The sequence below is a fragment of the Kluyvera sp. CRP genome, from assembly GCF_019930565.1.
GTDB lineage: Bacteria > Pseudomonadota > Gammaproteobacteria > Enterobacterales > Enterobacteriaceae > Kluyvera > Kluyvera georgiana_A.
Genome location: NZ_CP082841.1, coordinates 1400753 through 1426871 on the forward strand (window position 1 = coordinate 1400753; position 26119 = coordinate 1426871).

17 protein-coding genes are annotated in these 26119 nt (G+C 56.6%); 13 read left to right on the top strand and 4 right to left on the bottom strand.

All coding sequences use genetic code 11. The features are described from left to right. Window positions 1–10: 10 nt before the first annotated feature. Both dppD and dppF read left to right on the top strand, forming a co-directional pair. Window positions 11–994 (top strand): dipeptide ABC transporter ATP-binding protein, encoded by a 984-nt coding sequence (gene dppD, locus K7B04_RS06530; RefSeq protein ID WP_167574856.1) that lies wholly within the window; start codon window positions 11–13, stop codon window positions 992–994. Further along, window positions 991–2001 (top strand): dipeptide ABC transporter ATP-binding subunit DppF, encoded by a 1011-nt coding sequence (dppF, locus tag K7B04_RS06535; RefSeq protein WP_163446857.1) that lies wholly within the window; start codon window positions 991–993, stop codon window positions 1999–2001. The genes dppD and dppF overlap by 4 nt, the downstream gene beginning before the upstream one ends. A gap of 491 nt (window positions 2002–2492) precedes the next feature. On the opposite strand, the gene bcsG is transcribed toward dppF, so the two are convergent. Genes bcsG through bcsE form a run of 3 tightly spaced genes read right to left on the bottom strand, consistent with a single transcriptional unit; the run spans window position 2493 to window position 5915 of the window. Then, window positions 2493–4169, bottom strand: a complete 1677-nt coding sequence (gene bcsG, locus K7B04_RS06545; protein ID WP_223803722.1) for a cellulose biosynthesis protein BcsG — start codon at window positions 4167–4169, stop codon at window positions 2493–2495. Continuing rightward, window positions 4162–4359 carry a cellulose biosynthesis protein BcsF gene (bcsF, locus tag K7B04_RS06550; protein ID WP_163446853.1) on the bottom strand — a complete coding sequence of 66 codons (198 nt, stop codon included), beginning with the start codon at window positions 4357–4359 and terminating at the stop codon, window positions 4162–4164. The genes bcsG and bcsF overlap by 8 nt, the downstream gene beginning before the upstream one ends. Next, window positions 4356–5915: a cellulose biosynthesis protein BcsE gene (gene bcsE / locus K7B04_RS06555; RefSeq protein WP_167574857.1), complete on the bottom strand. Its 1560-nt coding sequence runs from the start codon at window positions 5913–5915 to the stop codon at window positions 4356–4358. Before bcsE ends, bcsF begins: the two co-directional genes overlap by 4 nt. A gap of 300 nt (window positions 5916–6215) precedes the next feature. Here bcsE and bcsR point away from each other — a divergent pair, with 300 nt between their 5' ends. The 9 genes from bcsR (at window position 6216) to K7B04_RS06600 (ending at window position 21807) form a co-directional block, all read left to right on the top strand. Then, entirely contained in the window at window positions 6216–6416 is a 201-nt protein-coding gene (bcsR, locus tag K7B04_RS06560) for a cellulose biosynthesis protein BcsR (RefSeq protein WP_064541198.1), read from the top strand. Window positions 6417–6425: 9 nt separating this feature from the next. Beyond that, the gene (bcsQ, locus tag K7B04_RS06565) at window positions 6426–7178 is read left to right on the top strand and encodes a cellulose biosynthesis protein BcsQ (protein WP_163446851.1); all 753 of its coding nucleotides are present in this window, start codon (window positions 6426–6428) and stop codon (window positions 7176–7178) included. After that, on the top strand, window positions 7175–9793 hold the full coding sequence (bcsA, locus tag K7B04_RS06570; RefSeq protein WP_163446849.1) for a UDP-forming cellulose synthase catalytic subunit: 2619 nt from the start codon (window positions 7175–7177) through the stop codon (window positions 9791–9793). Before bcsQ ends, bcsA begins: the two co-directional genes overlap by 4 nt. Window positions 9794–9806: 13 nt before the next feature. Continuing rightward, window positions 9807–12110 carry a cellulose biosynthesis cyclic di-GMP-binding regulatory protein BcsB gene (bcsB, locus tag K7B04_RS06575; RefSeq protein ID WP_223803723.1) on the top strand — a complete coding sequence of 768 codons (2304 nt, stop codon included), beginning with the start codon at window positions 9807–9809 and terminating at the stop codon, window positions 12108–12110. 6 nt (window positions 12111–12116) lie between these two features. Further along, complete coding sequence (gene bcsZ, locus K7B04_RS06580) at window positions 12117–13214, top strand: cellulose synthase complex periplasmic endoglucanase BcsZ (RefSeq protein ID WP_223803724.1); 1098 nt, start codon at window positions 12117–12119, stop codon at window positions 13212–13214. After that, window positions 13196–16492, top strand: coding sequence for a cellulose synthase complex outer membrane protein BcsC (bcsC, locus tag K7B04_RS06585; RefSeq protein WP_223803725.1), 3297 nt, complete (start codon window positions 13196–13198; stop codon window positions 16490–16492). Before bcsZ ends, bcsC begins: the two co-directional genes overlap by 19 nt. Before the next feature lie 148 nt (window positions 16493–16640). Continuing rightward, a complete protein-coding gene (gene hmsP / locus K7B04_RS06590; RefSeq protein WP_223803726.1) occupies window positions 16641–18650 on the top strand; it encodes a biofilm formation regulator HmsP in 2010 nt (669 codons plus the stop codon). 151 nt (window positions 18651–18801) lie between these two features. Next, the gene (locus tag K7B04_RS06595; protein WP_163446840.1) at window positions 18802–20088 is read left to right on the top strand and encodes a dicarboxylate/amino acid:cation symporter; all 1287 of its coding nucleotides are present in this window, start codon (window positions 18802–18804) and stop codon (window positions 20086–20088) included. Window positions 20089–20316: 228 nt separating this feature from the next. After that, on the top strand, window positions 20317–21807 hold the full coding sequence (locus tag K7B04_RS06600) for a pitrilysin family protein (RefSeq protein ID WP_163446838.1): 1491 nt from the start codon (window positions 20317–20319) through the stop codon (window positions 21805–21807). Window positions 21808–22024: 217 nt separating this feature from the next. On the opposite strand, the gene K7B04_RS06605 is transcribed toward K7B04_RS06600, so the two are convergent. Further along, window positions 22025–22954 carry a sugar kinase gene (locus K7B04_RS06605; RefSeq protein WP_223803727.1) on the bottom strand — a complete coding sequence of 310 codons (930 nt, stop codon included), beginning with the start codon at window positions 22952–22954 and terminating at the stop codon, window positions 22025–22027. A 227-nt stretch (window positions 22955–23181) separates the two neighbouring features. Here K7B04_RS06605 and pdeH point away from each other — a divergent pair, with 227 nt between their 5' ends. Both pdeH and K7B04_RS06615 read left to right on the top strand, forming a co-directional pair. After that, the gene (pdeH, locus tag K7B04_RS06610; RefSeq protein WP_223803728.1) at window positions 23182–23952 is read left to right on the top strand and encodes a cyclic-guanylate-specific phosphodiesterase; all 771 of its coding nucleotides are present in this window, start codon (window positions 23182–23184) and stop codon (window positions 23950–23952) included. A 76-nt stretch (window positions 23953–24028) separates the two neighbouring features. After that, window positions 24029–26089, top strand: coding sequence for an AsmA family protein (locus K7B04_RS06615; RefSeq protein ID WP_163446832.1), 2061 nt, complete (start codon window positions 24029–24031; stop codon window positions 26087–26089). The last annotated feature ends 30 nt before the right edge of the window (window positions 26090–26119 follow it).

Sequence of the window (26119 nt, forward strand, 5' to 3'; positions counted from 1 at the left end):
GAGGTTCGAGATGGCGTTATTAAATGTAGATAAATTATCGGTGCACTTCGGCGACGAAGGCACACCGTTTAAAGCCGTAGACCGCGTGAGCTATAGCGTCAGTCAGGGCGAAGTCGTTGGTATTGTCGGCGAGTCCGGCTCGGGTAAATCTGTTAGCTCATTGGCGATCATGGGGCTGATTGATTATCCCGGCCGCGTTATGGCTGAAAGCCTGATGTTTAACGGTCAGGATCTGAAGCGTATTTCCGAGAAAGAGCGTCGCAATCTGGTGGGTGCAGAAGTGGCGATGATCTTCCAGGATCCGATGACCAGCCTGAACCCGTGCTACACCGTCGGCTTCCAGATTATGGAAGCGATTAAAGTGCACCAGGGCGGCAACAAACAGACGCGCCGTCAGCGGGCAATCGACCTGTTGAATCAGGTCGGGATTCCGGATCCGGCATCACGTCTGGATGTTTACCCGCACCAGCTGTCCGGTGGGATGAGCCAGCGCGTGATGATCGCCATGGCGATTGCCTGCCGTCCGAAGCTGCTGATTGCCGATGAGCCGACCACCGCGCTCGACGTGACCATTCAGGCGCAGATTATCGAGCTGCTGCTGGAATTACAGCAGAAAGAGAACATGGCGCTGATCCTGATTACTCACGATTTGGCGCTGGTGGCTGAAGCCGCGCACAAAATCATCGTGATGTACGCCGGTCAGGTGGTAGAGACGGGGGCGGCCAGCGACATTTTCCGCGCGCCGCGCCATCCCTATACTCAGGCGCTGCTGCGCGCGTTACCCGAATTTGCTCAGGATAAAGCGCGTCTGGCTTCGCTGCCGGGAGTCGTGCCGGGTAAATACGACCGCCCGAACGGCTGTCTGTTGAACCCGCGTTGCCCCTATGCGACGGATAAATGCCGCAGCGTAGAGCCTGAGCTAAATACCGTTGACGGTGCTCGCCAGTCGAAATGTCACTACCCACTCGATGATGCCGGGAGGCCCACACTATGAGTACGCACGAGGCCACCTCGCAGCAGCCGCTGCTGCAGGCAATTGACCTGAAAAAACATTACCCGGTGAAGAAGGGGATGTTTGCCCCTGAGCGCCTGGTGAAGGCGCTGGACGGCGTTTCTTTTACTCTTGAACGCGGCAAAACGCTTGCTGTGGTAGGCGAGTCCGGCTGCGGCAAATCGACCCTGGGTCGCCTGCTGACGATGATTGAAGTGCCAACCGGCGGCGAGCTGTACTACCAGGGGCAGGATCTGCTCAAGCACGATCCACACGCGCAAAAATTGCGTCGGCAGAAAATCCAGATTGTGTTCCAGAACCCGTATGGTTCTCTGAACCCGCGTAAGAAGGTGGGGCAGATTCTGGAAGAGCCGCTGCTGATTAACACCTCGCTCAGCAAAGAGCAGCGCCGTGAAAAAGCGTTGGCGATGATGGCGAAAGTGGGTCTCAAAACGGAGCACTACGACCGTTATCCGCACATGTTCTCTGGCGGTCAGCGCCAGCGTATCGCTATCGCTCGTGGTCTGATGCTCGACCCGGACGTGGTGATTGCCGACGAACCGGTCTCCGCGCTCGACGTTTCCGTTCGCGCGCAGGTGCTGAACCTGATGATGGATTTGCAGCAGGAGTTGGGGCTGTCTTACGTCTTTATCTCCCACGACCTGTCGGTGGTGGAGCACATCGCCGACGAAGTGATGGTGATGTACTTAGGCCGTTGCGTGGAGAAGGGCACGAAAGACCAGATCTTCAACAACCCGCGTCACCCGTACACCCAGGCGCTGCTCTCCGCAACGCCGCGTCTGAATCCGGACGATCGCCGCGAGCGCATCAAACTGACTGGTGAGCTGCCAAGCCCGCTGAATCCGCCGCCGGGTTGCGCCTTCAACGCGCGTTGCCGTCGACGCTTCGGGCCGTGCACGCAGCTTCAGCCGCAGCTTAAAGATTATGGCGGTCAGCTGGTGGCATGCTTTGCCGTTGACCAGGATGAGAATCCAGAAAAGAGCGTGTAACGTACTGACTATCTTAAAGGCCGCAGAGGTTAAACTTTGCGGCCTTTTTGTTTTCGGGCGCAATTCTGAAAAGGCGTCTCTTCCGGCGAGTTGAAAGGTCGATTGCCGTATTATTGACGGCAAGCCGGGTTTCCCGGTGAGGCGCAATGTTGCGGGGGCTTGATCCCCGGCGGCATGAGTTGCTGAAAAGAGAAAGCCCCCGCACGTTGTTTGGTATCAACCGGCAACATAACGAGGGCCATTCACTTGCTAGACAACAAGAGGATAGCCGCGAACCGTTGCCATTGCAATACAGGCGGTTGTATGACGCTCAACGAGGCATTAGTGCTTGCGGTTGTGACCTCCATCGTCGGCCCATTGGTGGTCGCGCTGGTACGTCACTTCTTCAGGTTCTAAGCTGACGGGGCGTTGTGGCTGCCGCAATGGCACATGCGCCCGAACCGGGCCGCAGAGGAAGCTCTGCGGCCTTTTTCGTTAACCCCAATGAACGGTTATTGCGGATACGGCACCCAGGCACCGCCGTTCAGGCGAACGTATGGTTTGCCCTGATATTGCACTACCACAGCGTTGGAGTTTTCCGACACGGCGGCAGTCTGCGGCAGGTTGCTGGTCAGCGCGGACCAATCAACGCTGTCTTCGGTGAACAGCTTGCCGTCCACCGCGCGGGCAACCAGCTCGGAAATGGCGAGATAGCTGCTTGGCTGGGTGATGTCGATTGCCGGACCCTGATGCGGCGCCTTCATACCAAAGAATTTGATGGCGGCCGGAACGTGGGTAATCGACGGGCTTGGGATATCGCGCAGGCCGGAAACCTGCATCTTATCGCCTTGCAATGCCGCGCCATGCTCAGGAACGACCACCACCATCACCTTACGACCTGATTTTTCCAGCTCGGTAAAGAAGGCATCCAGTTCATCGAATAGCTTCTGTCCACGGGCTTTATAGTCTGCGGTCTTACTCTGACCCGGATAATGGTTACCGTCGTGCAGCGGCAGAATATTGTAGAAGGTCGCCGAACGGCCACCCGCAGGAATATCCGGAGACTGCATCCAGCGATTCAGCGTGGCGAGGTCGTCATACACCGGTGAACCGTCGAATGACAGCAGGTTGACCGGCAGTTTACTCTGATCCATCAGCGGGCTCTGCATGCCGCCGTTTTCACGTACTTCTTTAAGGAAGTCGCCGAAAACACCGTTGTGGTCGAGCATCAGGTTCTGCTTAAAGCCCAGTTTTGAAAGATTATCGAACAGATAGCATTGGTTGCCCGCGGGCTGATACAGGCTGGTGTGTGATGGCTGACCGCAACTGGCGCGCAACAGGCGAATCGCCGCCGGGCCACTGTAAGAGGTGGCTGAGTTGAAGTTGCTAAAGCGAATATCAAAGTGCGACCACAGCGGATGTTGCATCAGCGCGGCAGCTTCGAGATCGGAATTTGCCAGCGAGCAGATGTTGATAACCAGCAGGTCAAATGGCTGAGCGTCAGCCGGCAACTCCGCTGGGAAAGTCGTGACGCGCTTACTTTCCGCAGTGTAGAAGCTGTTCAGCCAGGCGTTCAGGTTATCTGATGTCGGCGCGGCGGTTTGTGCCGGAATATCGCTGTTTGCAGCCGCACTTGTGCCTGTTGTTGCCGTTGGCGCTGCCGTGTTGGCGGTTGTCGCCGTCGCATTTTGCCCGGTAGGCCACAGGCTAAAGGAGGGACCAAGGAGCGCGTTCAGGTTAATCCACACCATGGCGATGACAACAAATACCGTAATACGAATCCATTGGTTCAGGAACAGCCAGGCGACCAGCAGTACGAAGAAGACGCCAACCATCTGCCAGTTGATGAAACGCGTGATCAGGTCCCAAATGTAATCGGCGCTAAAACCTGCAATTTGCGAGCCCTGGCTCATAATGCTTTCCGGTCCCGGCAGCCAGGTATCGTGCCAGAACAGCGCAAAGCCGATAGGTATCGCAATCCAGTGTCGCCAACGGTGCAGCCGGCTGTTGGGCAACGGGAACAGCAGGAAGGCCATAAATACCAGGTTCTGCATGGCGTGAAAATTCAGGTATCCGGCCCACAGTAGGCCAAATTTGACCAGAAAATAGAAGTTCCAGCCGGATAGGCCCCGCCAGTAATGCCAGGAGGAAGAAGGCGTCGCGGTGGCGTTTTGCGTCGAATTAGTCATTTTTTGATTTTGCCCTGACGGCCAGATCCCGGCGCAATACGCCTACTGGCTTAACATAACGGGGTTTAAGAAACATCAAGCGGAAGGCGTTTTCAATCCGACGTTGATGGTGGCGCGTCAGATATCCCAACGGGAAAAAAATAAACGCGCACAGTACCACGAGTTGAATAATATCGCTTATTGACATCATGACGATTTCTCTTCGGTATCGGCGGACAAACGCAGTGGTTCGGGATAACGACGCCAGCCGTTGCCCTCGTAAGTGGCGTTGATGACGTTGGTCGGTTTTGGCGCCATCTGCAGTGGTTTGGTCCACAGTTCTGGCTTCACGTCGCGCATGATCAGCAGTTCGGAGGCAATTTGCTTATCTTCGAACCAAATCATGCGGTTAGAGAAAATATCGCCGGTAGGTAGCGGAAAAATATGGTTCAGCGCTTTGTCCAGGTCATTGACCCGGCAGAATGGCAGGAACAACACCAGACGTTGGTCGGCAATGGTGACGATGTCGCCCATACGGTGAGGGCGACATAGCGTGAGCGCCTGCTCAACGCGCAGTCCCGGCGCCGGGCGCAAAGCGACCATCACCCCTTTGCTGTCGGCGGGGAGTAAGGTGTTGTTGATCACTTTTTGCACCGAGTCGCAGAATACATCCCACTTCTGATAACCCTTCAGCTTCAACGGTTCCGTGTTGGCCAGCAGAGTGCTCAGGTCTTCCGGTACGTGGCGATTGAACTGCTGCGTTTGCACGCTTTCAATCAACGTCAGGCTGCGAGACAGCGGCGCGTTTGCCGAAATCACCAGGTTAGCGCCACAGCTGAGCAGCAGGCGCTCATCGGTGGCGCGCAGGCTTGCCGTGGTCTCGCGAACGATGATTTTTAATGCGCTTCCGCGCTGGCGACGCAAGGTATGGATATAGTGGGCCAGTTGTTCGACCTGGCTGTTCTGGTTGAGTGAGAATATGACCGTTGCGGCCTGGGCGGTGCGCGCGGCATTAAATACGGCGTCGTTGGTTTCGAATAACGTCCAGTGTTCTGACAGCGGCGGTGCGCCTTCAAGAATATTGATATTACTCAGAACTTCTTTTTCATCACTGCGTGGTTGCACGTTGGCAACCTCTTCCTGTGCTAAATGCCAGCCGTTGTCATTTTGTTTAATTAAAAGCTGCTGACGGGCGCTAACGCCTTTTTCATTCGCCCAGTAAGATATATCCAGGAGTTGACTATCACCCTGGTAACGTAAATTTGCGAGGCCGGAAAGTGAACGATATTCACCCAGAAGATGTGATGTTAAGGCATCGGCATTGTTGCCAGGGCTAAGAACTAAAAGAGTGCAATGGTAGTATTTCGCCCATTGTTGAGACTTGTTTACCCAATCGAGAAGTTTTTTTCCCGATATATTTTCCCAGGCGTTGTGGGAACATAAAAGGATAACGAAATAATCTTTGGGCTCCAGCGTGCAGAGTAAATCGCGGCGCATAAAGTGTAGACCATTCTGGCTATCCTGCATGGTAAATAGCGCAATTTTTTTTGGCCCGGAATTATCCCTTAACTCTATGAGGTCATTGGGATTTCCTCCCATACCGACGACGGCGACATGGGCCGAATCTGGCTGCGCGGAAAGCGTCTGATTCAGCAGGCTAACGGCATCCTCATGGCGGTCAGTATTGATCCACCAGACGCCGCCTGTGGGCATATGGCTCACTTCATCCCACAGCGACTGAATACCTAGCGAAAATATGGGGTTCATCGGGTCCCTCTTATCGACGAAAATCCTGCGTATAAGTTTACTAGTGTCATCGCCAGAATAAACCTAATATTGAAATTAAATAGCATCAGATTTAGCATGTATACTCTAAATAATTCGAGTTATCGTCAGGCGATAAGTGTGTAAATCCCCTGGAAATTGCATAACTATGTGGCTGGAATGAGTAGAAGTGGATGTGCTCATTGCCATCTGAAGTATGATGAGTATAAACGAATTTCATGGAAAGGTTGCCATTCGAAAGAGGTGGCGCATTCGTACTTTGATTTCAGAGGGAGTAAAGAAATGCCAGATAACGAACCTATGACATCAGTTGATTCGCAACTCGGTTACACTTTCCAGAATGATTTTCTCGCATTGAGCCGAGCTTTCTCTCTACCCAATATAGATTACACTGATATTTCCCAGCGTGAAAAATTAGCTGCGGCGTTTAAGCGCTGGCCGCTGCTATCAGAGTTTGCAGAACAAAAAGCCGAACAAAAATAAGGAAGCCGAATGGCTATTCTGGGATTACAGGGCGTGCGCGGTGGCGTGGGCACAACGTCAATCACGGCGGCCCTCGCGTGGTCATTGCAACTGCTCGGGGAGTCGGTATTGGTTATCGATGCCAGCCCCGACAATATGCTGCGCCTGTCATTTAACGATGATATCGCTCGTGAAAGCGGCTGGGCGCGCGCAGTGCGGGACGGTAATGACTGGCGCGATACCGCGCTCCGCTATACCGCGCAAATTGACCTGCTGCCGTTCGGCAAACTGCAACCCGGCGATCGACAAAATGTGGCCGTACTCAGCGACACGCTGTCGATCATCACCGAAATTGTCCAGACGCTGGAGCGTGAGGGACGCTATCAGTGGATACTTATCGACGTGCCGCACGGCTTCTATCCGTGGACGCCTGCGCTTATTGAGGCTTGCCACTATACATTGACCATCGTGAAGCCGGACGCCAACTGCCACATTCGTTTGCACCAGCAGCCGCTGCCTGCCAATACCCATATTCTGCTTAACGGCCTGCGCATGAGCAGCCCGCTGCAGGAAGACCTGTATCAGGTCTGGCTGCAAACACAGCGCCATCTGGTGCCGGTGGTGGTCCATCGCGATGAGGCGATGGCCGAAAGCCTGGCCAGCAAGCAGCCGTTGGGCGAGTATCGTCATGATTCGCTGGCCGCTGAAGAGATGATCACCCTCGCCAACTGGTGCCTGATGCACTATGCCGGACATCACCCGGCGGAGGAGCGCGAATCATGATTCGCCTTAGCAGCTGGATATTCGTCCCGTCGGTGTATGCGCAGCTACGTGCGCGCTATATCGGCTATCGGCGTGCTGGCTCTTCCTGGCTCGCCGCAACGCTAGCTTGCCTGTGGGTCGGGCTGGCGTGGATGTTTTTGCCGCTAGAAAACCCGCGCTGGCAGGCGCTGCAAGCACGTCAGGATGAGCTGTTTCCGCATATTCGTTTTGCGCGTCCCCGGCCATTAGATCCGCTGCGTTACCTGCTGCAGGCACTGTGGCTCATCATCAGCAAACCGCCGGAAACCCGGCGTGCCGTGGCCTGGCGCCCTTTCGCCGGCGTCGATCGCCTGCGTGAACGCTATAACCAGTGGGCGGAGTCGCTGCCGGGCCGTGTGAACGCGCAAACCGGCCATCTCGACCATAAAAAAGAGCTGGCGCACCTGAACCCAAAACTGCGACGGTTTGTGCTTGGCGTTGCCGTGGTGCTATCGCTGCTGCTGGCGCTGGTTTGTATCACGCAGCCGTTTAACCCGATTTCACAGTTTATTTTCCTGATGCTGTTGTGGGGCGTGGCCCTGCTGGTGCGCCGTATTCCCGGTCGTTTCTCCGCGCTGATGCTGATCGTTCTGTCGCTGACGGTCTCCTGCCGCTACATCTGGTGGCGCTATACCTCGACGTTGAACTGGAACGACCCCGTCAGCCTGGTATGCGGGCTGATTCTGCTGTTTGCAGAAACCTATGCCTGGATAGTGCTGGTACTGGGCTACTTCCAGGTCGTCTGGCCGCTGAATCGTCATCCGGTGCCGCTGCCGAAAGACATGAACGAATGGCCGACGGTCGATATCTTTGTGCCGACTTACAACGAAGATCTGAACGTGGTGAAAAATACCGTTTATGCCTCACTCGGCATCGACTGGCCGAAAGACAAGGTGAAAGTGTGGATCCTTGATGACGGCGCCCGTGAAGAATTTCGCCAGTTTGCGAAAGACGTCGGCGTTGAGTATGTCGCGCGTACCACGCATGAACATGCAAAAGCGGGGAACATCAACAACGCGCTGAAGCTGGCGAAAGGCGAGTTCGTCTCCATCTTCGACTGCGACCACGTGCCGACGCGCTCGTTCCTGCAAATGACCATGGGCTGGTTCCTGAAGGATAAAAAGCTGGCGATGATGCAGACGCCGCACCACTTCTTCTCTCCGGACCCGTTCGAACGTAACCTGGGGCGTTTTCGTAAAACACCGAACGAAGGCACGCTGTTCTACGGCCTGGTGCAGGATGGCAACGACATGTGGGACGCGACCTTCTTCTGCGGCTCGTGTGCGGTCATCCGTCGTAAGCCGTTGGATGAAATTGGCGGTATCGCCGTGGAAACGGTAACCGAAGATGCGCACACCTCGCTGCGTTTGCACCGTCGTGGCTACACCTCAGCCTATATGCGTCTGCCGCAGGCGGCGGGGCTGGCGACGGAAAGCCTGTCGGCGCACATCGGCCAGCGTATTCGCTGGGCGCGTGGGATGGTGCAGATTTTCCGCATGGATAACCCGTTGTTAGGCAAAGGGTTGAAGTTGCCGCAGCGGCTCTGCTACCTCAACGCCATGTTCCACTTCTTATCGGGTGTGCCGCGGTTGATCTTTCTGACCGCGCCGCTGGCTTTCCTGTTGCTACACGCTTACATCATCTACGCCCCGGCGTTGATGATTGCGCTGTTCGTGCTGCCGCACATGATTCACGCCAGCCTCACCAACTCGAAGATTCAGGGTAAATATCGCCACTCCTTCTGGAGTGAAATCTATGAAACGGTGCTGGCCTGGTACATCGCGCCGCCGACCATGGTAGCGCTGTTTAACCCGCATAAAGGCAAATTCAACGTGACCGCTAAGGGCGGCCTGGTGGAGGAAGAGTACGTCGATTGGGTGATCTCAAGACCGTATATCTTCCTTGTGCTGTTAAACCTGGTTGGCGTGGCGTTCGGCATCTGGCGCTATATGTACGGCCCGGAGAACGAAATTCTCACCGTATGGATCAGTCTGATTTGGGTGTTCTATAACCTGATTATTCTCGGCGGCGCGGTTGCCGTGTCGGTTGAGAGCAAGCAGGTGCGCCGCTCGCATCGTGTCGAAATCAAAATGCCGGGGGCAATTTCCCGTGAAGACGGTCACCTGTTCTCCTGTACGGTACACGACTTCTCCGACGGTGGCGTCGGCATTCGTATCAACGGCGACGCTCAGGTGCTGGAAGAGCAGAAGGTGAATTTGCTGCTAAAACGCGGCCAGCAGGAATATGTCTTCCCTACGCAGGTGGTGCGCGTGCTGGGCAGCGAAGTCGGCCTCAAGCTGCTGCCGATGAGCACGCGTCAGCATATCGACTTTGTACAGTGTACCTTTGCGCGCGCGGATACGTGGGCGCTGTGGCAGGACAGCTTCCCGGAAGATAAACCGCTGGAAAGTCTGTTCGATATTCTGAAGTTAGGGTTCCGTGGTTATCGTCACCTGGCCGAGTTTGCGCCGCCGGTGGCAAAGGAAATTTTCCGGTCGCTCACCTTGTTGGTGGCGTGGGTGGCCTCGTTTGTACCGCGTCGTCCGGAACGTGACGCGGTGGTCGAGCATCCGCTATCGGCTTTGGCTCAACAATAATGATGATTATGCGATGAAAAGAAACCTTTCCTGGATTTGTGCAGTGGCAGTGGGTATGGGCAGTTTACTGCCGCTCACGACGCATTCAGAAACGACGCCAGAGGTGTCGGTGACGCCCACCGTTCAGCAGGACGCGACGGCGCCTACGCCTGACGCCGCGCCGGTGGTGGTGGAAGATGCGCCAAGCCGTGACGTAAAGCTTTCTTTCGCCCAGATTGCGCCACCGCCGGGCAGCATGGTGCTGCGCGGTTCGAATCCGGACGGTGGCGTGGAGTTTGGCATGCGCAGCGACGAAGTGGTGTCGAAGGCGCTGCTTAACCTGACCTACACCCCGTCGCCGTCCCTGCTGCCGATTACCTCGCAGCTGAAGGTTTATCTGAACGATGAACTGATGGACGTCCTGCCGGTGACCAAAGAGCAGTTAGGTAAAAAAGTGACCGCGCAGATCGCCGTCGATCCGCTGTACATCACCGATTTTAACCGCGTTCGCCTTGAGTTTATCGGCCACTACCGCGATGTGTGCGAAAACCCGGCCAACAATACCGTCTGGCTGGACGTGGCGCGTAATAGCTCGTTGGATTTGACCTACCGCTCGCTGAAAGTGCGTAACGATCTTTCCCACTTCCCGGTGCCGTTCTTTGACACGCGCGACAACCGCGCGCTGGAGCTGCCGATGGTCTTTGCCGCGTCGCCCGATCTGCAACAGCAGCAGGCGGCGGGCATTATCGCCTCGTGGTTTGGCGCGAAAGCGGGCTGGCGTGGACAGAGTTTCCCGGTGCTGTTTAACACGCTGCCGGAGCGTAACGCGATCGTCTTTGCCACCAACGATCGTCGTCCGGACTTCCTGCGCGATCATCCTGCGGTCAACGCGCCGACGATCGAGATGATCGACCATCCGGGCAACCCGTATATGAAGCTGCTGGTGGTGTTTGGCCGTGACGATAAAGATTTGCTGAAAGCGGCGCAGGGCATTGCCTCGGGCAACATTCTGTTCCGTGGTGATAGCGTCACCGTTGATGAAGTGAAGCCGCTGCGGCCACGCGTGCCGTACGACGCGCCGAACTGGGTACGTACCGACCGCCCGGTCACCTTCGGCGAGCTGAAAACCTACGAACAGCAGCTACAGTCTACCGGGTTGGAGCCTGCCTCCATCAACCTGTCGCTGAATCTGCCGCCGGATCTGTACTTGATGCGCAGTACCGGCATCGATATGGACCTGAAATATCGCTACACCATGCCGCCCGTCAAAGACAGCTCGCGGATGGACATCAGCCTCAACAACCAGTTCCTGCAGTCATTTAACCTGGATAGTACTCAGGACGTTAACAAGCTGATGCTGCGCCTGCCGGTGCTGCAGGGCCTGCTCGATGGCAAGAATGACATTAGCATCCCGGCGCTGCGCCTGGGGGCGATGAACCAGCTGCGCTTTGACTTCCAGTATATGAACCCGATGCCAGGCGGTACGCTGGAGAACTGTATTACCTTCCAGCCGGTACAAAACCACGTGGTGATTGGCGATGACTCGACGATCGACTTCTCCGACTATTACCACTTCTTGCCGATGCCGGATCTGCGCACCTTTGCTAACGCGGGCTTCCCGTTCACCCGTATGGCGGACCTGTCCGATACGGTCATCGTGATGCCGAAGACGCCGTCTGAAGCACAGGTCAGCACGCTGCTGAATACCGTGGGCGTGGTGGGTGGACAAACCGGTCTGGCAGGCACCAGCATGACCATTGTCGATGAGGGTAGCCAGATTAAGAATAAAGATGCCGACCTGCTGCTGATTGGCTCTATTCCGCAGCAGCTCAAAGACGACAAGCATATCGACCTGCTGGTCAATGCGACGCAAAGCTGGGTGAAAACGCCGGTGCGCCACCACGACCTGCCGAGCATCTATATGGATGAGGATGACCGCCAGGCCAGCGTGCAAACCGGTATTACCTCCTCAGGGCCGATGGCCGCGGTGGTGGGTTTTGAATCGCCTTATTACAAACAACGTAGCGTGATCGCCCTGTTGGCGGACAGCGCCAGCGGCTATAACTTGCTGAATGGCGCGCTGAACGACAGCGGTAAACGCGCGGCGATGTTTGGTTCGGTATCGGTGATTCGTGAATCCGGCGTCAGCAGCCTGCGGGTAGGGGATATCTACTACGTCGGCCACCTGCCGTGGTTTGAACGCGTTTGGTTTGCGCTTTCCAACCATCCGGTGCTGCTGGCTATCTTCGCGGCGATCAGCATCGTGCTGCTGGCCTGGGTACTGTGGCGTCTGCTGCGTATCATCAGCCGTCGTCGTCTGGATCCGGAAGACGAGTAACCCGCGATGAAGATGCTGAGCTGGATCGTTCTGCTGTGCGCCCTTGGAGGTCAGGTACAGGCTGCCTGTGACTGGCCGGCCTGGGAGCAGTTTAAAAAGGATTACGTGAGTGCAGAAGGGCGGGTGATCGATCCCAGTGATTCTCGCAAAATCACCACCTCAGAGGGGCAAAGCTATGGGTTGTTCTTTGCCCTCGCGGCCAACGATCGTCAGATGTTCGCCACTCTGTTTAACTGGACGCAGAACAATCTGGCGCAAGGTTCACTGCGCGAGCATCTTCCGGCGTGGTTATGGGGTAAAAAGAGCGAAGAGGCGTGGACGGTGCTGGACAGCAATTCCGCGTCTGACTCCGATATCTGGATTGCCTGGACGTTGCTGGAGGCCGGTCGACTGTGGAAAAACGACGACTATACCGACACCGGCAAAGCGCTGCTGGCGAAGATTGCTGCCGAGGAAGTGGTGAATGTACCGGGTCTGGGGCTAATGCTTCTGCCGGGACGCGTCGGTTTTGCCGAAGAGATGCGCTGGCGCTTTAACCCCAGCTACTTCCCTCCGCAGGTGGCGCAGTATTTCAGCCGCTTCGGCGCACCGTGGACTACGCTGCGCGATACCAACCTCAAACTGCTGCTTGATACCGCCCCGAAAGGCTTTTCGCCGGACTGGGTGAGCTACGAAAAAGCGAAGGGCTGGCAGCTAAAAGAGGCGAATGTGATCGGCGGCTATGATGCGATTCGCGTCTATTTGTGGGTGGGAATGATGAACGACGCAGACCCGCAAAAAGCGCGTCTGCTTAAACGCTTCAACCCAATGGCGGCGCAGACCGCCCGGCAGGGGCTTCCCCCGGAGAAAGTGGCGATCGCCACGGGGAAAGTGACCGGTGATGGCCCGGTTGGTTTTTCGGCTTCACTGCTGCCGTTCTTACAGGATCGTGATGCTCAGGCCGTTCAGCGCCAGCGTGTTACCGACCATTTTCCCGGCGCGGATGCTTATTATAGTTATGTTCTGACCCTCTTTGGTCAGGGCTGGGATCAACACCGTTTTCGCTTCAGCGCCCGCGGCGAATTACTACCTGACTGGGGCCAGGAATGCGCAAGTTCACACTAAGTTTACTCACCCTCTCTCTGGGGCTGTCGTTGGTACAGCCGGTCTTCGCGGACACCTCGGCGGAAGAGCAGTTGCTCAACCAGGTGCGTCTTGGCGAGGCCAGCAAACGTGAAGATCTGGTGCAGCAATCGCTGTATCGGTTAGAACTGATTAACCCCAATAACCCGAAGGTGCTGGCGGCTCGCCTGCGCTACATGCTGCGTCAGGGGGATACCGCGGGTGCGCAGGCGCAGTTGAAAAAACTGGCGCAGGTCGCGCCCAATTCCACGGAGTACAACGCCTCGCGCGCGGAAATTGGTTTGAACACCGATGCCGGGCGTCAGTCGCTACAGCAGGCGCGTTTACTCGCCACCACCGGCCATGTGCCGGAAGCGCTGGCGGAATATGAAAAAGCGTTTAACGGCCCGCCGCCGGACGGCGATTACGCCGTGGAGTACTGGACAGCGGTGGCGAAACTGCCCGCCCGGCACAATGAAGCGCTCAAACAACTGCAGTCGCTGAACCAGAAAAACCCCGGCAACGTTGGCCTGCAAATGACGCTGGCGAATACGCTCCTGGCCGACAACCAGCGCGATGCGGCATTTGCGGTACTCGAACAGATGGCGAAATCGGCGGGCGGTCGCGGACCGGCAGCCGATCTCTGGTTTAAGGCCATTAAAAACCAGCCTGCCAGCCCGTCCAGCGTGCAGGCGCTACAGCGTTACCTGTTAATTTTCACCAGCGGTGAATCGGCGGACAGCGCCCGTGCGCTGCTGGCCGAGCAGCAAAAACAGCTGGCGGATCCGGTGTTCCTTGCGAAGGCCAAAGAGGCCGAAGCGGAAGCGAACAAACCGCAAACCTGGGAACTGTACTGGCCGTTGATCCGCAAAGGCGACGCGGCGCTGAAAGCCAATAATCTGGCGCAGGCGGAGAGCTTCTACCAGCAGGCGCGTAAGCTGGATGCCACCGACAGCTATGCGGTACAAGGCCTGGGCGACGTGGCGATAGCCCGTAAAGATACCGCTGCGGCTGAGCGCTATTACCAACAGGCGCTGCGCCTTGACCGTGGCAACAGCGGCGCGGTGCGCGGGCTGGCCAATATCTATCGCGCCGAGTCGCCGGAAAAAGCGACCGCGTTTATTAATGGTCTCTCGGCCAGCCAGCGTCGCAGTATTGATGATATCGAACGCAGCCTGACCAACGACCGGCTTTCACAGCAGGCGGAAGCGCTGGAAAACCGCGGTGAGTGGGCGCAGGCGGCGACGCTTCAGCGTCAGCGCCTGGCGCTGTCGCCGGACGATGTGTGGATCACCTATCGCCTTTCCCGCGACCTGGTGAGCGCGGGGCAACGCGGCGAAGCCGACCGTCTGATGCTCAACCTGGCGCATAAGAAACCGACCGACGCCGATCAGGTTTACGCCTACGGTCTGTATCTCTCCGGTAACGGTCAGGATCAGGCGGCGCTGACGCATCTGGCCGCGCTGCCGTCGTCGCAGTGGACGGACAACATTCGCGAGCTGGATCAGCGTCTGCGCAGCGACCAACTGATTGCTCAGGCAAACCGTCTGCGCGACGGTGGACAAGAGGCGCAGGCCATCGCGTTGCTGAAACAGCAGCCGGAGTCTGCACGCATTCATTCAACCCTTGCCGACTGGGCCCAGCAGAGGGGTGACAGCGCCGCAGCGTTGACCGAATACAACGCGGTGCTGGCGAAAGACCCTCATGATGAGGATGCCCACCTGGGGTTAGCGGAGGTCTACGCGGCTGACGGCAACGCATTGGCGGCGCGTCAGCAACTGGCCGAACTGCCGGCAGAAGGTGAGCGTTCGCTCGGTACCCAGCGCCGTATTGCGTTGGTGAGTGCGCAACTGGGCGACACGGGTGCGGCCCAGAAAATGTTGACCGCGCTGGTGCCGCAGGCAAAAGCGCAGCCGCCATCAATGGAAAGCGCGATGGTGCTGCGTGACGCGGCGCGTTATCAGGCGCAGGACGGCAACCCACAGCAGGCGCTGGAAACCTACAAAGATGCCATGGTGGCGGCGCAGGTTACCCCGGCGCGGCCGCAGGATAATGACACCTTTACCCGCCTCACGCGTAACGATGAAAAAGATGACTGGCTCAAGCGCGGCGTGCGCAGCGATGCGGCCGACCTGTATCGTCAGCAGGATTTGAACGTCACGCTGGAGCATGATTTCTGGGGTTCCAGCGGCACGGGCGGTTATTCGGATCTGAAAGCTCACACCACCATGTTACAGGTGGATGCGCCGCTCGCCGATGGGCGGATGTTCTTCCGATCCGATCTGGTCAATATGGATGCCGGGAGTTTCTCCACCGACAAAAATGGCTACCATAAAGAGCAGTGGGGAACCTGTGATTTAGCCCGTTGTAATGGCTCTGCGAATCAGAGCGATAGCGGTGCCAGCGTGGCTGTGGGCTGGAAAAATGATACCTGGAACGCCGATATCGGTACCACGCCGATTGGCTTTAACGTTGTCGATGTGGTCGGTAGCCTGAGCTACAGCAACGATCTCGGCCCGCTGGGCTACACGCTCAACGCGCACCGTCGACCGATTTCCAGTTCGCTGCTGGCCTTCGGCGGACAGAAAGACAATAGCAGCGGCGCACATCCCGGTACGACCTGGGGTGGCGTGCGTGCTAACGGCGGCGGTCTGAGCCTGAGTTACGATAAAGGTGAGGCCAACGGCGTATGGGCCTCGCTGAGCGGCGATCAGTTGACCGGCAAAAACGTCGCCGACAACTGGCGCGTGCGCTGGATGACCGGCTACTACTACAAGGTCATCAACGAGAACAACCGTCGGGTAACCGTCGGGCTGAACAACATGATCTGGCACTACCAGAAGGATTTGAGCGGCTATACGTTAGGTCAGGGCGGCTATTACAGCCCGCAGGAGTACGTTTCCTTCGCCGTGCCGGTGAACTGGCGCCAACGCACGGAAAACTGGTCGTGGGAACTGGGGGGATCTGTCTCCTGGTCGCATTCACGTACGAAAACCGAGCCACGTTATCCGCTGATGAATCTGATTCCGTCGCAATGGAAGCAGGACGCGAGCGATGATACCAACGGCGGCGGCAGTAGCCAGGGCTTCGGCTACACGGCGCGGGCCCTCGTCGAACGTCGGGTCACGTCCAACTGGTTTATCGGCGCGGGTGTGGATATTCAGCAGGCCAAAGATTACACCCCAAGCCATGCGCTGTTGTACGTGCGTTACTCCGCCGCCGGGTGGCAGGGTGACCTCGACATGCCGCCGCAGCCGCTGGTGCCGTACGCTGACTGGTAACCTCATCTATCCTGATATAGGTATTCGTCTTATATAACCCGGCTTGACGCCGGGTTATAATTATCGCGCCAGAGTCCGTTTTGACTTTGCCGCCAGCCTCGTTATTCTCAATGCCTGAGCAATACGTTCGTACCTGTGGAGAGCTCTTTTGCGCGTCAGCCGTTCACTTACTATAAAACAAATGGCTATGGTTGCTGTTGTTACCATGTTGTTTTTGTTCATCTTTTGCTTTATTTTGCTGTTCCATTTTGTGCAGCAGGATCGCTATAACACGGCTACGCAATTAGAGAGTATCGCGCGCTCGGTGCGCCAACCCCTTTCCGCCGCCATCCTTAAGGCCGATATCCCGGAAGCAGAGTCCATTCTTGGACGTATTCAGCCGTCAGGTATTGTTAGCCGGGCGGACGTGGTATTGCCAAACCAGTTTCAGGCGCTGCGCATGAGCTTTATCCCGGAACGCCCCGTTCCGGTGAGCATTACCCGTATTTTCGAACTGCCGGTGCAGATATCGCTGCCGCTCTATTCGCTTGAACGGCCGGCAAACCCGCAGCCGCTGGCCTATCTGGTGCTCCAGGCCGACTCCTGGCGTATGTATAAGTTTGTGATGAGCGCGCTGGCAACGATAGTGACCGCTTACTTTCTTCTGGTGTTGATTCTGACCGTTGCCCTGACCTGGTGTATTAACCGGCTTATCGTCAGGCCGCTGCGCAGTATCGCCTATGAGATTCACGACTTACCGGGGGCGGACCGCATCGGGCATCAGCTGACGCTGCCGCGCCTGCACCATGATGATGAAATTGGCACGTTGGTCCGCAGCTATAACCGTAACCAGCAGGCCCTGTTACGCCAGTACGACGAACTGAGCAGCCAATCGACCCGATTCCCGGTTTCTGACCTGCCGAACAAAGCGTTCTTGCTGGGGCTACTGGAGCAAAGTCTGGCGCGCAAAACGCCGGTGGCGCTGCTGGCGATTGCCTGCGAAACCCTGCAGGACACCGCAGGCGTACTGAAAGAGGCGCAGCGCGAAATGCTGCTGCTGACGCTCGCCGAGAAGATTAAACAGGTGATCTCGCCGCGTATGGTGCTGGCGCAGGTCAGCGGCTATGACTTCGCTATTCTGGCTTACGGCGTTAAAGAGCCGTGGCACGCCATTACATTAAGTCAGCAAGTACTTACTATCATGAATGAGCGTTTACCGTTGCAGGGGATTCAGCTCCGCCCGAGCGCCAGCATTGGTATCGCCATGTCTAACGATGGTCTGACGGCGGAGCAGCTCTACCGACGTTCACTCTCCGCCGCCTTTACCGCACGCCGTAAGGGCAAAAACCAGATCGAGTTCTTTGACCCTGAACAGATGATCAAGGCGCAGAAACGGCTGACTGAAGAGAGCGATATCCTGACGGCGCTCGATACGCAACAGTTTTCTATCTGGCTTCAGCCGCAGGTGGATACTGCCACCGGCAAGGTGTGTAGCGCCGAGGTGCTGCTGCGCCAGCGTCAGCCGGACGGTAGCTGGGCGTTACCCAACGATTTGATCGATAGCATTGAGTCCTGTGGCCTGATGGTCACCGTCGGCCATTGGGTGCTGGAAGAGGCCTGCCGCCAGCTGGCGGTGTGGCAATCGCGCGGCATTATGCTGCCGCTGTCGGTAAATATCTCCGCGTTGCAGTTGCTACACCACGATATGGTCTCCGACATGCTGGCGTTGCTTAACCGCTACCGCATCGCGCCCGGCACGCTGGTGCTGGAAGTGACCGAAAGCCGCCGTATCGACGACCCGAAAGCCGCGGTGGCGATCCTGCGTCCGTTGCGTAACGCCGGGGTAAGGATTGCGCTGGATGACTTCGGCATGGGCTACGCCGGGCTGCGCCAGTTGCAACATATGAAGTCGGTACCGGTCGACATCCTGAAGATTGATAAAATCTTTATCGACACGCTGCCGGAAGACGCCAGTATGGTATCGGCCATCATCCAGCTGGGGCGTAGCCTCAATCTGAAGATGGTGGCTGAAGGCGTTGAAAATGAAGAACAATATGCCTGGCTGCGTGCGGCGAGTGTGGATGTGTTGCAGGGCTTTCTGTTCGCTCGTGCGGTACCGCCGGAGGTGTTCGAGCAGGATTATCTTGGCCAGGAGAAATCGCTGTTACCGAGTTACTGAACATAGCAATTGTGCGTGTCAGCTCAAAGATTTAACAATTAAATATCAAATCAACGTACAAATATTTCGATTATGTTTCTTGGATGTTATTTTGTGCTCACAGGTGAAAATAAACCCTACTTTTCCTGTGGCTATAGCTTAAGGACATCCTATGAAAACCTCTTTCTTCAAAAGCCTCTATTTCCAGGTGTTAACGGCGATAGTGATCGGCGTGTTGCTCGGTCACTATTACCCGGAATTGGGCGCGCAAATGAAACCGCTCGGCGATGCCTTCGTCAAACTGATTAAAATGATTATCGCGCCGGTTATCTTTTGTACCGTAGTAACAGGGATCGCTGGCATGGAAAGCATGAAAGCGGTTGGCCGCACTGGCGCAGTGGCGTTGCTGTACTTTGAAGTGGTCAGTACTCTCGCCCTGATTATTGGCTTGATCATTGTGAACGTGGTTCAACCCGGCGCCGGGATGAACGTTGACCCGGCGACGCTGGATGCCAAAGCGGTCGCCATGTATGCCGAACAGGCGAAAGATCAAGGGATTATCCCCTTCCTGATGGATATTATTCCGTCGAGCGTCATTGGCGCCTTTGCGAGCGGTAACATCCTGCAGGTGCTGCTGTTTGCGGTGATGTTTGGCTTTGCGCTGCACCGCCTGGGTAACAAGGGCCAGCTGATTTTCAACGTCATTGAAAGCTTCTCGCAGGTCATCTTCGGCATCATCAACATGATCATGCGCCTTGCGCCTATCGGCGCTTTCGGTGCCATGGCCTTCACCATTGGTAAATACGGCGTAGGCACGCTGGTGCAGCTCGGCCAGCTCATCATCTGCTTCTATATCACCTGTATTCTGTTTGTGGTGGTGGTGCTGGGTTCTATCGCCCGCGCGACCGGCTTCAGCATTTTCAAATTTATCCGCTATATCAAAGAAGAACTGCTGATTGTGCTGGGCACCTCCTCATCGGAGTCCGCGCTGCCGCGTATGCTCGATAAAATGGAGAAACTGGGTTGCCGTAAATCGGTGGTGGGGCTGGTTATTCCTACCGGTTATTCATTTAACCTCGACGGCACCTCGATTTACCTGACGATGGCGGCGGTCTTTATCGCCCAGGCGACCAACAGCCATATGGATATTTTCCATCAGGTGACGTTGCTGGTGGTGTTGCTGCTTTCGTCGAAAGGGGCGGCCGGTGTCACCGGGAGCGGCTTTATCGTGCTGGCGGCGACTATCTCTGCGGTGGGTCATTTACCGGTAGCCGGTCTGGCTTTAATTCTGGGTATTGACCGCTTTATGTCCGAAGCGCGCGCGCTGACCAACCTGATTGGTAACGGCGTGGCGACTATCGTGGTCGCGAAACGTGTGAAACAGCTGGACGCTCAGCAGATGGACGACGTGCTCAATAACCGTCCGACTGCGAAAAAACCGCACGAATTATCCTCTTAATCCTCCCACTTACGCCCGTACTCCCTTGCTGGAGTGCGGGCTCCTGCGCATAATTAGGCGGCGTCATGAATGGGCCGTGCTAGCCTATGGCTGTCGTGCATTTTATTTTTCTGAGCCATGTGACGTTTTTGCGATCGTGTGGTCTAACTGACGTATTTACTTCATTATTTTAGGCAATCGCTCTATGGCGGTTGTCTTTGTAACCAGGAACGTTCATCAGGGGTTCACATGCAGGGCACAACAATTCGACTTTTAGCCGGTGGTTTGCTGATGATGGCAGCGGCCAGCTATGTGCAGGCAGAAGCGCTCCAGCCGGACCCGGCCTGGCAACAAGGTACGTTGTCTAATGGCTTCCAGTGGCAGGTGCTTGCCACACCGCAGCGCCCGAGTGACCGTGTAGAAATCCGGCTCTCTATTGATATTGGTTCGCTGAATGAAAGCGCTCAGCAAACCGGCTTTAGCCACCTTATTCCTCGTATTGCGCTGACCCAAAGCGGCAGTCTGCCAACCATGCAGGCGCGCTCGATGTGGCAGCAGGGTATTGACCCAAAACGCCCGCAGCCTCCTGCGGTCGTCTCGTATGACTACACCCGCTTTAATCTGAGCCTGCCAAACAACCGCAGCGATCTGCAAAAAGAGGCGCTGAACTGGCTGGCCAGCTCGTTGGGCAAACCAAACATCACCCAGGAAAGCGTGAATTACGCGCTGAGCGTGCAGGATATGGTCGCGACCTGGCCGCAGGATACCAAAGAAGGTTGGTGGCGTTATCGCCTGAAGGGGTCGACGATGCTGGGTCACGACCCGGCTGAACCACTGAAAATGCCGGTGGATGCGAAGCAGGTCGCCGAGTTCTATCAGAAATGGTACACCCCGGACGCCATGACGCTGATTGTGGTAGGCAACGTCGACAGTCGCGCAACAATTGAACAGATTAGCAAAGCCTTTGGCGAGCTGAAGGGCAAACGTGAAACGCCAGCAGCGCTGCCGACGCTGTCGCCGCTGCGTCCGGAAGCGGTCAGCATTATGACCAACGCGGTGCGTCAGGATCGTTTATCCATCATGTGGGACGCGCCGTGGACGCCAATCCGTGAATCGGCAGCGCTCCTGCGCTACTGGCGCGCCGATCTCTCCCGTGAGGCGCTGTTCTGGCATGTTCAGCAGAAGCTGAGCCGTACCAACACCAAGGATATCGGGCTGGGCTTCGACTGCCGCGTGTTGTACCTGCGCGCGCAGTGCGGCATCAATCTGGACTCACCGGGTGAAAAGCTGGAAAACAACCTGGGGCTGGTGGCGCGTGAGTTGGCTAACGTTCGTGATAATGGCCTGCCGCAGGATGAGTTTGATGCGCTGGTGGCGCAGAAAAAGCTGGAGCTGCAAAAGCTGTTTGCGACCTACGCGCGCATGGATACCGACGTGCTGATTAGCCAGCGTATGCGTTCGCTGCAAAATCAGGTGGTGGATATCGCGCCGGAGCAGTACCAGAAGCTGCGCCAGAGTTTTCTCGACTCGCTGACGGTGGAGATGCTGAATCAGGATCTGCGTCAGCAGCTTTCGCAGGATATGGCGCTGATTTTACAGCAGCCAACCGGCGAGCCTGAGTTCAATATGAAGGATCTCCAGGATACCTGGGGCAAGATCATGCTGGCGGAGAAGACGGAGTCGGCGGCGGCAGTGGATGAAAGTCATCAGGATGTGACGGATATTCCACCGGCGCAGTAATTTGCCCGGTGCATGCCCCCTCACCCTAACCCTCTCCCCAACGGGGAGAGGGGACCGATCGTGCAAATGCTGACGTCCGATTTTCTCCCACGCACATTCTGCTTTTCTCCCTCGCCCCTTTGGGGAGAGGGCCGGGGTGAGGGGAAACTTCCTCTCCCATCCTCCAGACGAAAAAAAACCTCTCCCAACCGGAAGAGGTTTTTTCATACCCGAAACTTTACGCAGGCATTGCGTCGCGCGGAATAATCGCCCCACGATGCTGAATCACGGTGCTCGCCGTCAGGTGGCCGCGTTTTGCTGCCGCCGTTGCATCGCCGCCGGTCAGGCGCACGGACAGGTAGCCTGCGCTGAACGAGTCACCTGCCGCCGTGGTATCCACCACTTTCTCTTTCGGCAGTTTAACCGCCGGCACGTCTACCAGCGCTTCACCTGCGATGGCTACCAGGCAGGAGTCTGCGCCGCGTTTCACCACCACTTCGTTCACGCCAGCGGCCTGAGTACGGGCAATGACTTCTTCAACCGGCTTCTCGCCCCACAGCGCGTCTTCATCATCGAGCGTGAGGAATGCGATATCGGTGCATTGCAGCATCTGCTGGTAAACCTGCTGCGTCTCTTCTTTGCTTGCCCACAGGCGCGGACGGTAGTTGTTGTCAAAGATGACCTTACCGCCGTTCGCGCGACACTGCTTCAGCAGCGCCAGCAGTTTTTCACGGCTGGCCGGGCTTAAAATCGCCAGGCTGATGCCGCTCAGGTAGAGATAGTCAAAGCTCGCCAGCTGTTCGCAGATGGCGGCAGACTGCTCGCTCTCCAGCCAGAATTTAGCGGCAGCTTCGTTACGCCAGTAGTAGAAGGTGCGCTCGCCGGTATCATCGGTTTCGATGTAGTACAGGCCCGGCATGCGGTCGCTCATGCGTTGAATCAGGTCAGTTTTGACGTTCTCTGCCTGCCAGGCGTCCATCATCTGCTGGCTGAATGTGTCGGTACCCAGCGCGGTCACGTAGTTGACGCTGAGTTCTGCAGGGGAGACCTGACGCGCGATATAGACGGACGTATTTAAGGTGTCGCCGCCAAAGCCGCGGTTAACTTGTGCGCCCTTCTCGGACAGTTCAATCATGCATTCGCCAATCACGGCAATTTTTTTGGACATAGTCATCAACCTGATTCGGTAAATTTTTCGTAGTGTGCGCTGTGGCTATTCGATGGTCAACTATATTAAAACAACGTTCCATTATTTTTTTTGAGCTAGCGCGTGTTACGACGTATTTGTCAGCAATACGGAAAAATAAAATGCCCACGATGGACATAAAGTTCTCAATGGCGACGCCGATAACCTAAACACCAGACCCTCAGACCCTCTATTCACAGGAAGCTTAAATGACGTTAAAGCAGGTGAGCCAGCGGGCGAGAGTTCCTGATACGGAGCCAGAAAGCCTACAGCAGCTGCGTTATTGGCAAGAGTGTGAGCGCGTCTATACCTACCAGCCTATCTACACCACGCAAGGCCGCTTGATGGCGATCGAAGTGCTAACGATAGTGACCCATCCCTCTCAACCGCAAAAACGTATTGCCCCGGATCGTTACTTCGCCGCAGTCTCTATCGGTCAGCGGATCCACGTCATCAAAGAACAGGTGGCGATGCTGGCAAAAAAGAAATCATTTTTTGAACAGAATAAGGTGCTGGCTTCGGTTAACGTCGATGCGCCGACGCTGCTGGAAATGCGCCAGGACCGGATACTGAGAACGATGATTGAAACGCTGCCGTGGCTGCGCTTCGAGCTGGTAGAACATATGCCGCTGCCGCAGGACTCTTCGGTGGCCTCGCTGTGTGAATTCGGCCCGCTGTGGCTGGATGATTTTGGCACCGGCATGGCCAACTTCTCGGCGCTGAACGAAGTGCGCTATGACTACATCAAGGTGGCGCGCGATCTGTTCATCATGCTGCGCAAAACCCCGGAAGGCCGCAAGCTGTTCATCCTGCTTCTGGAGCTGATGAACCGCTACTGTGAAGGGGTGATCGTGGAAGGCGTGGAGACGCTGGAAGAGTGGCGTGAAGTGCAGCAGTCGCCAGCACATGCGGCGCAGGGCTATTTTCTTTCTCGTCCAATACCTTTTGCTCATCTTGAAGACGTGTTTTTGTCCCTTTGAATCAGGCTGTTTCCGGTAATTCCATCTGTCTGGTCTATCTTTAGGACAGGCAAGGGAAGAAGCGAGGAAGCAGAATATGACCAGAGCAGGCAAAATTACCGCCACAGTAGCAGGGACTTTCTTGTTGTTGATCGTCGTACTCATCGTGGTGATAGCGACCTTTGACTGGAACCGACTCAAACCGACCATCAACCAGAAAGTCTCTACAGAACTTAACCGTCCGTTCGCTATCCACGGTGATTTAGGCGTGGTGTGGGAGCGCCAGAAACAGGAAACCGGCTGGCGAAGCTGGATACCGTGGCCGCACGTCCATGCGGAAGATATTACGCTCGGCAATCCGCCAGACATCCCCGATAAAACGATGGTCCATCTCCCCCGCGTGGAAGCCACCCTCGCGCCGCTGGCGCTGCTGACCAAAACCGTCTGGCTGCCGTGGGTTAAACTGGTGAAACCCGATGCGCGGCTGATTCGCCTGTCAGAAAAAAACAATAACTGGACCTTTAATCTCGCCGGGGACAAACAGCCGGATTCCAACGCACAGCCCTCCAGTTGGTCTTTCCGCCTCGACAATATTCTCTTCGACCAGGGGCGGATCGCGATTGATGACAAGGTTAGCAAGGCGGATATCGAGATCCTCGTCGATCCGCTGGGCAAGCCGCTGCCGTTTAGTGAGGTGACGGGCACTAAAGGTAAAAACGAAAAATCCAATGTGGAAGATTACGTTTTTGGACTGAAGGCGAAAGGGCGCTATAACGGCGAACCGCTGAGCGGCACGGGGAAAATTGGCGGCATGCTGGCGTTGCGCGGCGCGGATGCCTCGTTCCCGGTGCAGGCCGATTTCCGTTCCGGTAATACCCGGGTGGCGTTTGCCGGGGTAGTGAATGACCCGATGAAAATGGGCGGCGTCGACCTGCAGCTGAAATTTTCCGGCGATTCGCTGGCGGATCTGTATGACCTGACCGGCGTGCTGTTGCCCGATACGCCGCCGTTTGAGACCGACGGTCGGCTGGTGGCGAAAATCGATACGCAGAAGTCTTCGGTCTTTGATTACCGTGGCTTTAACGGGCGGATTGGTGATAGCGATATTCACGGCTCGCTCAGCTACACCACCGGTAAGCCGCGTCCGAAGCTGGAGGGCGATCTGGAGTCGCGCCAGCTGCGGCTGGCGGATTTAGGCCCGCTGATTGGCGTTGATTCCGGCAAAGGCGCGGAACAGTCGAAGCGTGCGGAGCAGAAAAAGGGCGAGAAAAGCATTCAGCCCGCCGACAAAGTGCTGCCGTATGACCGCTTTGAAACCGACAAATGGAACGTGATGGATGCCGACGTGCGCTTCAAGGGCCGACGTATTGAGCACGGCAGCAGCCTGCCGATTAGCGATCTCTCCACCCATATTGTGCTGAAGAACGCCGACCTGCGTCTGCAGCCGCTGAAGCTTGGCCTGGCGGGCGGCAGCATCAACGCCAACGTTCATCTGGAAGGGGATAAAAAGCCGATGCAGGGGCGGGCGGATATTCAGGCCCGCCGCCTGAAGCTGAAAGAACTGATGCCGGACGTTGAACTGATGCAGAAAACGCTCGGTGAGATGAACGGCGATGCCGAGCTTCGGGGAACCGGTAACTCTGTGGCGGCGTTGCTCGGCAACAGCAACGGCAACCTGAAGCTGCTGATGAACGACGGCTTAATCAGCCGCAACTTGATGGAGATCGTCGGGCTGAACGTCGGTAACTACATTGTCGGGCAGATTTTTGGCGACGATGAAGTGCGGGTGAACTGTGCGGCGGCCAATCTCGACATCGTCAACGGCGTGGCGCGCCCGCAGATTTTCGCCTTCGATACTGAAAACGCGCTCATCAGCATTAGCGGAACGGCGAGCTTTGCCTCTGAGCAGCTGGATTTAACCATCGACCCGGAAAGTAAAGGCATACGCATTATTACCTTGCGCTCGCCGCTGTACGTGCGCGGCACCTTTAAGAATCCGCAGGCTGGGGTGAAAGCGGGGCCGCTTATCGCCCGCGGCGCAGTCGCTGCGGCGCTGGCGACGCTGGTCACGCCGGCCGCCGCGCTGCTGGCGCTGATTTCCCCCTCCGAAGGCGAGGCAAACCAGTGCCGGACTATTCTGACCCAGATGAAGAAGTAAGAAGGAGCAGGCCGGATAGGGCGCTGTGGC

Coding starts and splice junctions, on each gene's coding strand:
- dppD (WP_167574856.1), top strand. CDS start 11: ATGGCGTTATTAAATGTAGATAAATTATCGGTGCACTTCGGCGACGAA.
- dppF (WP_163446857.1), top strand. CDS start 991: ATGAGTACGCACGAGGCCACCTCGCAGCAGCCGCTGCTGCAGGCAATT.
- bcsG (WP_223803722.1), bottom strand. CDS start 4,169: ATGACTAATTCGACGCAAAACGCCACCGCGACGCCTTCTTCCTCCTGG.
- bcsF (WP_163446853.1), bottom strand. CDS start 4,359: ATGATGTCAATAAGCGATATTATTCAACTCGTGGTACTGTGCGCGTTT.
- bcsE (WP_167574857.1), bottom strand. CDS start 5,915: ATGAACCCCATATTTTCGCTAGGTATTCAGTCGCTGTGGGATGAAGTG.
- bcsR (WP_064541198.1), top strand. CDS start 6,216: ATGCCAGATAACGAACCTATGACATCAGTTGATTCGCAACTCGGTTAC.
- bcsQ (WP_163446851.1), top strand. CDS start 6,426: ATGGCTATTCTGGGATTACAGGGCGTGCGCGGTGGCGTGGGCACAACG.
- bcsA (WP_163446849.1), top strand. CDS start 7,175: ATGATTCGCCTTAGCAGCTGGATATTCGTCCCGTCGGTGTATGCGCAG.
- bcsB (WP_223803723.1), top strand. CDS start 9,807: ATGAAAAGAAACCTTTCCTGGATTTGTGCAGTGGCAGTGGGTATGGGC.
- bcsZ (WP_223803724.1), top strand. CDS start 12,117: ATGAAGATGCTGAGCTGGATCGTTCTGCTGTGCGCCCTTGGAGGTCAG.
- bcsC (WP_223803725.1), top strand. CDS start 13,196: ATGCGCAAGTTCACACTAAGTTTACTCACCCTCTCTCTGGGGCTGTCG.
- K7B04_RS06595 (WP_163446840.1), top strand. CDS start 18,802: ATGAAAACCTCTTTCTTCAAAAGCCTCTATTTCCAGGTGTTAACGGCG.
- K7B04_RS06600 (WP_163446838.1), top strand. CDS start 20,317: ATGCAGGGCACAACAATTCGACTTTTAGCCGGTGGTTTGCTGATGATG.
- K7B04_RS06605 (WP_223803727.1), bottom strand. CDS start 22,954: ATGTCCAAAAAAATTGCCGTGATTGGCGAATGCATGATTGAACTGTCC.
- pdeH (WP_223803728.1), top strand. CDS start 23,182: ATGACGTTAAAGCAGGTGAGCCAGCGGGCGAGAGTTCCTGATACGGAG.
- K7B04_RS06615 (WP_163446832.1), top strand. CDS start 24,029: ATGACCAGAGCAGGCAAAATTACCGCCACAGTAGCAGGGACTTTCTTG.